Origin of the sequence: Stenotrophomonas sp. (assembly GCF_032066555.1) — a bacterium.
Classification (GTDB): domain Bacteria; phylum Pseudomonadota; class Gammaproteobacteria; order Xanthomonadales; family Xanthomonadaceae; genus Stenotrophomonas.
Window position 1 is genome coordinate 39,604 of sequence record NZ_DAMBKV010000026.1, and the last position, 6,588, is coordinate 46,191.

At 66.2% G+C, this 6,588-nt stretch carries 5 protein-coding genes and 1 pseudogene; 2 read left to right on the forward strand and 4 right to left on the reverse strand.

What is annotated here, in order from left to right:
• The first annotated feature begins 104 nt into the window (after window positions 1-104).
• Window positions 105-1,817, forward strand: a complete 1,713-nt coding sequence (ybaL, locus tag RT131_RS18690; RefSeq protein ID WP_313174390.1) for a YbaL family putative K(+) efflux transporter — start codon at window positions 105-107, stop codon at window positions 1,815-1,817.
• Here the strand turns inward: ybaL and RT131_RS18695 are convergent.
• Both RT131_RS18695 and RT131_RS18700 read right to left on the reverse strand, forming a co-directional pair.
• On the reverse strand, window positions 1,793-2,671 hold the full coding sequence (locus tag RT131_RS18695; RefSeq protein ID WP_313174392.1) for a GyrI-like domain-containing protein: 879 nt from the start codon (window positions 2,669-2,671) through the stop codon (window positions 1,793-1,795). The genes ybaL and RT131_RS18695 overlap by 25 nt on opposite strands.
• Before the next feature lie 43 nt (window positions 2,672-2,714).
• Entirely contained in the window at window positions 2,715-3,641 is a 927-nt protein-coding gene (locus RT131_RS18700; RefSeq protein ID WP_313174394.1) for a LysR family transcriptional regulator, read from the reverse strand.
• Between the two features lie 120 nt (window positions 3,642-3,761).
• Here RT131_RS18700 and RT131_RS18705 point away from each other — a divergent pair, with 120 nt between their 5' ends.
• Entirely contained in the window at window positions 3,762-4,412 is a 651-nt protein-coding gene (locus RT131_RS18705; RefSeq protein ID WP_313174396.1) for an NAD(P)H-binding protein, read from the forward strand.
• 263 nt (window positions 4,413-4,675) lie between these two features.
• Here the strand turns inward: RT131_RS18705 and RT131_RS18710 are convergent, their stop codons facing one another.
• Entirely contained in the window at window positions 4,676-5,962 is a 1,287-nt protein-coding gene (locus RT131_RS18710; protein ID WP_313174398.1) for an aminotransferase class I/II-fold pyridoxal phosphate-dependent enzyme, read from the reverse strand.
• Between the two features lie 273 nt (window positions 5,963-6,235).
• Window positions 6,236-6,588: pseudogene (locus RT131_RS18715) on the reverse strand (type VI secretion system ATPase TssH); the annotation flags it as partial.

The window sequence follows — 6,588 nt, forward strand, 5'->3', positions numbered from 1 at the left end:
ACCTCGCTCCTTAAAAAAAAACCCAGATTTTTCATGCATTTCCCCTCACCAAACCGCGCATCACCTTTAGAATCGAAGCACCCCACCCCCTGCTGCGAGCCCTGATGCACCATGACACCGCCCTGATCAACATGATTGCCATCGGTCTGGGCCTGGCCTTCGTGCTTGGCGCCCTGGCCAACAAACTGCGGCTGTCGCCGCTGGTGGGCTATCTGATTGCCGGTGTCATCGTGGGGCCGTTCACCCCGGGCTTTGTCGCCGACCAGGCGCTGGCCAACCAGTTGGCCGAGATCGGGGTGATGCTGCTGATGTTCGGCGTCGGCCTGCACTTCTCCTTGAAGGACCTGATGGCGGTCAAGGCCATCGCCATCCCCGGTGCCATCGGCCAGATCCTGGTCGCCACCCTGCTGGGCTGGGGCGTGGCTACGCTGATGGGCTGGCCGGCGCTGCACGGGGTGATCTTCGGCTTCTCGTTGGCCACCGCGTCCACCGTGGTGCTGTTGCGTGCCATGGAGGAACGCCGCCTGCTGGAAACCACGCGCGGCAAGATCGCGGTGGGCTGGCTGATCGTCGAAGACCTGGCCTGTGTGCTGGCGCTGGTGATGATGCCGGTGATTGCCGAGGTGTTCGGCCCCGAGGCCAGTGGCAAGGCACTTTCGATTGGCGGCCTGCTGGCCTCGATCGGCTGGACCTTCGTTCAGTTGGGCCTGTTCGTGGCAGTGATGCTGGTGGTTGGCCGGCGGGTGATTCCGTGGGTGCTGGAGAAAGTGGCCGGCACCGGCTCGCGCGAGCTGTTCACCCTGTGCGTGCTGGCTATCGCGCTGGGCGTGGCGTTTGGTGCGGCGGCGCTGTTCGGCGTCTCGTTCGCGCTGGGCGCGTTCTTCGCCGGCATGATGCTCAACGAGTCCGAGCTCAGCCACAAGGCCGCGCATGATTCGCTGCCGCTGCGCGATGCGTTCGCGGTGCTGTTCTTCGTTTCGGTCGGCATGTTGTTCAACCCGCTGATCATCGTCGAGCACCCCTGGCAGGTGCTGGCGACGGTGGTGATCATCATGTTCGGCAAGTCGGCCGCCGCCTTCTTCATCGTGCGCGCCTTCGGCCACTCCAAGAGCACCGCGCTGACCATCTCCGCCTCGTTGGCGCAGATCGGCGAGTTCGCCTTCATCATCGCCGGGCTGGGCGTTGCGCTGAAGATCCTGCCGCCTACCGGGCAATCGCTGGTATTGGCCGGTGCACTGGTGTCGATCATGCTCAACCCGGTGGTGTTCGGCCTGCTCGACCGCTGGCAGGCACGCCACAAGGAAACCGCGCCGGTGCCGGAAGTGCCGGACATCCCGCCCGGTCCGTCGCTGGACCTGCACGACCACGCCATCGTGGTCGGCTATGGCCGGGTCGGCAGCGAGCTGGCGCAGGTGCTGCGTGACCGCGGCGTGCCGGTGCTGGTGATCGACGACAACCGCGAGCACGTGGAACGCGCGCACGCCGCCGGCATCCCCGGCATCCGCGGCAGTGCCGCCTCGGACAAGGTACTGGCCGAGGCACACCCCGAGCGCGCCACCATCGCCGTGCTGGCCATCCCGCAGCCGCTGGAATCCGGCGAGGTGCTGGCCAAGCTGCGCGCCATCAACCCCAACCTGACCCTGTTGGCGCGTGCCCACAGCGATGCCGAGGTCAAGCATCTGCTGGAGCATGGCGCCGACGGCACGGTGATGGCCGAGCGCGAGCTGGCCTACTCGCTGGCGGAAATGATCATGTCCACCCCGCCCTACCGCAGCCTGCGCCGCAACGTGCCTCAGCCGGCGGCCAGCGGCACGTAGATGTCGGCGCGCAGGATGGCCTCGGGAACGTCCTCGGGGTCGTCCAGGAAGTGATAGTGCAGCGGCGCGTCGCGCAGCGCATGGCCGCTGCCCGGCAACCAGTCACGCAGCAACTGGTCGGTGGCGTCCTCAAGCAGGGAGTAGCTGCCGACATGATGCAGGCGCGCCATGCGCCCGCCCCCCAGCTGCAGGCGCTGCAGTGATGCCGGCAAGGCCGGCAGCGCGGCATCCAGCGCCAGCGCGCAGTCGAACAGCAGCTCGTCGGCAGGCAGCTCGCGGTGGTCACCCAGCGGCAGACCGATCAACTGCTGCAGCTGTTCGATCAGGCCCTGCTCGGCCGCCCAGCCGAACAGTTCGCCGAACACACCATCCAGATCGTCGAAGGCACCCCGGGCACGCAACGCGACCACCTCGAACGGCTCCAGGGTGATCACTTCCACGCTCAGCGGCGCGGGAGTTTCAGCCACCGGCAGCGGGCGCGACAGCTGGGCGATGCAGGCGGCCAGTCGCTGCGGATCGCCGCGCAGTTCGCTGGCACTGGCATCCACGCTTTCGCGCAGCACCCGGGCCAAGGCCTGCGGGGTGTCGTAACCGGCCAGCAGGGCGATCTCGGTGACACTGGCCGCGCTATGCGCCAGACGCTGCAGCGCCTTGACCACCCGCAGCCGCTGCACCGTGCGGCCTATCGTTTCACCGGTCAGCGCGCGGTAAACGCGATGGAAGTGGAAAGGCGAGTAATGGGCGATGGCCGCCAGCGCCTCCAGGTCGGGCAAGGGGCCGCCGGTATCGACGGCCTGCTGCAGACAGGCAATGACCCGGTCCAGGCGTGGCAGCTGTGCGGCATTGGCTTTCATTGCATCGTCTCCGTGGAAGTGGCGGCTATTGCAGCGCGCCTGCTCAGCGCTGGCGTTTCCGATCTTGCGCAGGCGTCGGCCCGGCAGCAGGCATTCGCGCCAGATAGTCCTGCAGCAAGGCGATGGCCTGGCGCACCTTGGCCGGTTGGGTCTGGCGATGTGGTGTCACCGCCCAGGCCGGCAACGCTGGCACTTCCCAATCCGGCAACAGGCGCTGCAGGTGGCCGTCAGCCAACAGCGGCGCCGCATCCAGGCTGGTCAGCACCGCCACCCCCAAGCCGGCCTGGCATAGCTGCAGGACCGCCGGCTGGTTCTGGCTGGCGATGCGCGGATGCGCCGGCACCAGCCGTTCCTCGCCGCTGTCACGGTGTTGCCAGACCAAGCCGGGCACCTGCGGCACACCCAGCCAATCGGCGGCGGGTACCTGCAGCGGATCGGTGGGCATGCCGTGGGCCTGCAGCCACTGCGGCGACGCGCAGGGCCAACGCTGCAGGCTGCCCAGACGCTGCGCCATCCAATCGCTGTCCGGCAGCTGGCCGAAGCGCAGGGCCAGGTCGATGCGCGCCTGCAACAGGTCGGTCCAGCCGTCGTCGAAGAACAGGTGCAGGCGCAGCTGCGGGTTTTCCTGCAACCACGCACCCAGCGCCGGCCCGATATGCGCGGCCATGCCCAGCGGCGCCGACAATCGCAGTTCGCCGCTGGGGGCCTGGCGGGCAGCCGACAGTTCTGCCGCCGCCTCCCCGGCCGCATCCAGCAAACGCGCGCAGGCCGCGTAGTAACGGCTGCCCACATCGGTGAGGGCCAGCCGTCGGGTAGAGCGGTGCAACAGCGCCACCCCGGCTTCCTGCTCCAACGCACGCAGCTGCTGGCTCACCGCCGAGGTGCTCATGCCCAGCGCCCGCGCCGCCGCACTCATCGAGCCGTGCTGCACCACCTGGGCAAACAGGGCCATCCGCTTGAAGCTGTCCATGGGTCACCTCCTACCGGGCCATTGTGAAGCACAGCTTCAAGGTGATTGTGATTTTTTGCGACTGCCGCGACGGCGCGCAGAGGCGGAAACTGGCGCCATTCCCACTTGCAAGGATTTCCCATGAAAGTCGCATTGATTGGTGCCACCGGCTTCGTCGGCAAGGCTCTGCTGGACGAACTGCTGGCGCGCGGCCATGACGTCACCGCCCTGGTGCGTGACCCGGCCAAGCTGGCAAGCCGCGCGCGCTTGCATGTGGTCAAGGCCGATGTGCTCAATGCCGAGGAGGTACGCGCCGGGGTCAGCGGTGCCGACACGGTGATCAGTGCCTACAACGCCGGCTGGGCGAATCCGGATCTATACAACGAGTTCATGCGTGGCACCCGCGCGATTGTGGCCGGCACCAAGGCAGCAGGCGTCAAGCGCTACATCGTGATTGGCGGTGCCGGCAGCCTGTATGCGGCGGACGGCACCCAACTGGTGGATTCCCCCGACTTCCCGGCGGCTATCTATCCCGGCGCCAGCGCCGCGCGTGATGCGCTGAACGAGTTGCGTAATGAGACCTCGCTGGCCTGGACCCAGTTGAGCCCGCCGGTGGCCTTCCATCCGGGCAGCGCAACCGAGCGCACCGGCAAGTACCGCGTGGGCAGCGACACCCCGCTGAGCACGGGCGATGGCCCGGGTACGATCAGTGCGGCCGATCTGGCGGTGGCAGTGGTGGATGAGCTGGAAACGCCGAAGCACGTGGGCAAGCGGTTTACGGTTGCCTGGTAAAAGCTAGGAGCTGAGAGCTGCCCTCACCCCAACCCCTGCTCCGCGCCCCGGCCCTTGCGCTGACGCAAGCGCGTTCAAATGGCTGCGAACCTTTGGTTCGCAAACAGCCCTTCTCACCCCGCATGCGGGAGAGGGGCCAGGATTGCGGCGGCTCGTAGTGCGTTAGCCCCTCTCCCGCTTGCGGGAGAGGGGTTGGGGTGAGGGGAAGCTTCTAACAAGCGAACCCCGCCCTTGATTCTCCTCTGCAGCGTCCAAGCTGGGACTCAAGCCCCAGCCAACGCCTGCTCGAGATCCGCCAGCAGGTCATCGATATGCTCGATGCCCACCGACAGGCGCACGGTGTCCAGCGTTACCCCGGCCTTTTCCAGCTCGGCCTCATCCAACTGCCGATGGGTGGTGGATGCCGGATGCGTGGCCAGTGACTTGGCATCGCCCAGGTTCACCAGTCGCGTGAACAGCTGCAAGGCATCCAGGAAGCGCGCGCCGGCTTCGCGCCCACCCGGCAAACCGAAGGTCAGCACGCCCGAGCCGTGGCCACGCAGGTACTTCTGCACCAGCGCGTGTTCCGGATGGTCCGGCAGCGCCGCGTAGTTCACCCAGGCGACCTTTGCATGCTTCTGCAGGTAGTTGGCCACCGCCAGCGTATTGCTGTTGATGCGATCCATGCGCAGCGCCAGCGTCTCGATCCCCTGCAGGATCTGGAAGGCGTTGAACGGCGAAATCGCCGCGCCCATGTTGCGCAATGGCACCACGCGGGCACGGCCAATGAAGGCCGCAGGCCCCAATGCCTCGGTATAGACCACGCCGTGGTAACTCACGTCTGGCGTATTGAGGCGCGGGAAGCGCGCCTTGTGCTCGGCCCACGGGAAGCGGCCGGAATCGACGATGGCGCCGCCCAGACTGGTGCCGTGGCCGCCGAGATACTTGGTCAAGGAGTGCACCACGATATCCGCACCAAAATCGAAGGAGCGCTGCAGATACGGCGTGGCCACGGTGTTGTCGACGATCACCGGCACGCCATGCGCATGGGCGATTTTGGCGATGGCCTCGATATCGGTGATGTTGCCACGCGGGTTGCCGATGGATTCGACGAACACCGCCTTGGTGCGCTCATCGATCAGCGCCGCAAATGCCTGCGGATCACGGTAATCGGCAAAGCGGGTCTGGATGCCGAACTGCGGCAGCGTGTGTGCGAACAGATTGTAGGTGCCGCCATACAGCGCGCTGGAGGCGAGGATGTTGTCGCCGGCCTCGGCAATGGTCTGGATCGCGTAGGTGATCGCGGCTTGGCCCGAGGCCAGCGCCAATGCACCGATGCCGCCTTCCAATGCAGCGATGCGCTTTTCCAGCACATCGGTGGTCGGGTTCATGATGCGTGTGTAGATATTGCCCTGCACCTTGAGATCGAACAGATCGGCACCGTGCTGGGTATCGTCGAAGGCGTAGGCAACGGTCTGGTAGATCGGCACCGCGACGGCGCGGGTGGTCGGATCGGGGGAATAGCCGCCATGCACGGCGATGGTTTCAGGCTTCCACTGCGGATCGGTCATCGGGGTGCTCGCCAAGGAGTGACCGCTGACGATAGCCGAGGATGGATGGCAACCGGTGGACGGTTGCAGGGGTTACTTGTGAGGGGGCGTTATTTGCTGATGCCTTTTTGAAGCGTGCATCTCTAGCTAGAAGCTTCCCCTCACCCCAACCCCTCTCCCGTAAACGGGAGAGGGGCTAATGCACTAGCCGCCGACACGATCCAAGCCCCTCTCCCGTTTACGGGAGAGGGGTTGGGGTGAGGGCAGCTTTTAAAGCACTTGAAGCTCCGGCGCTCAGCCCTTGCCAAACTGCAGCTGCCCGCCACCACCGGCTTCCACCTTGATGGTGTCGCCGCTGGCGAACTCGCCGGCCAGGATCTTCTGCGCCAGCGGGTTTTCCAGCTGCGCCTGGATGGCACGCTTCAACGGACGCGCGCCATAGATCGGGTCGAAGCCGACATTGCCCAGCACATCGAAGGCCGAATCCGACACCCCCAGGCGCAAACCACGCTCGCCCAGGCGCTTCTCCAGCCCACGCATCTGGATGCGTGCGATCTGCTTGATCTGCTCCTTGTCCAGCGGATGGAAGACGACGATGTCGTCCAGGCGGTTGATGAACTCCGGACGGAAGTGCGCCTGCACCACGC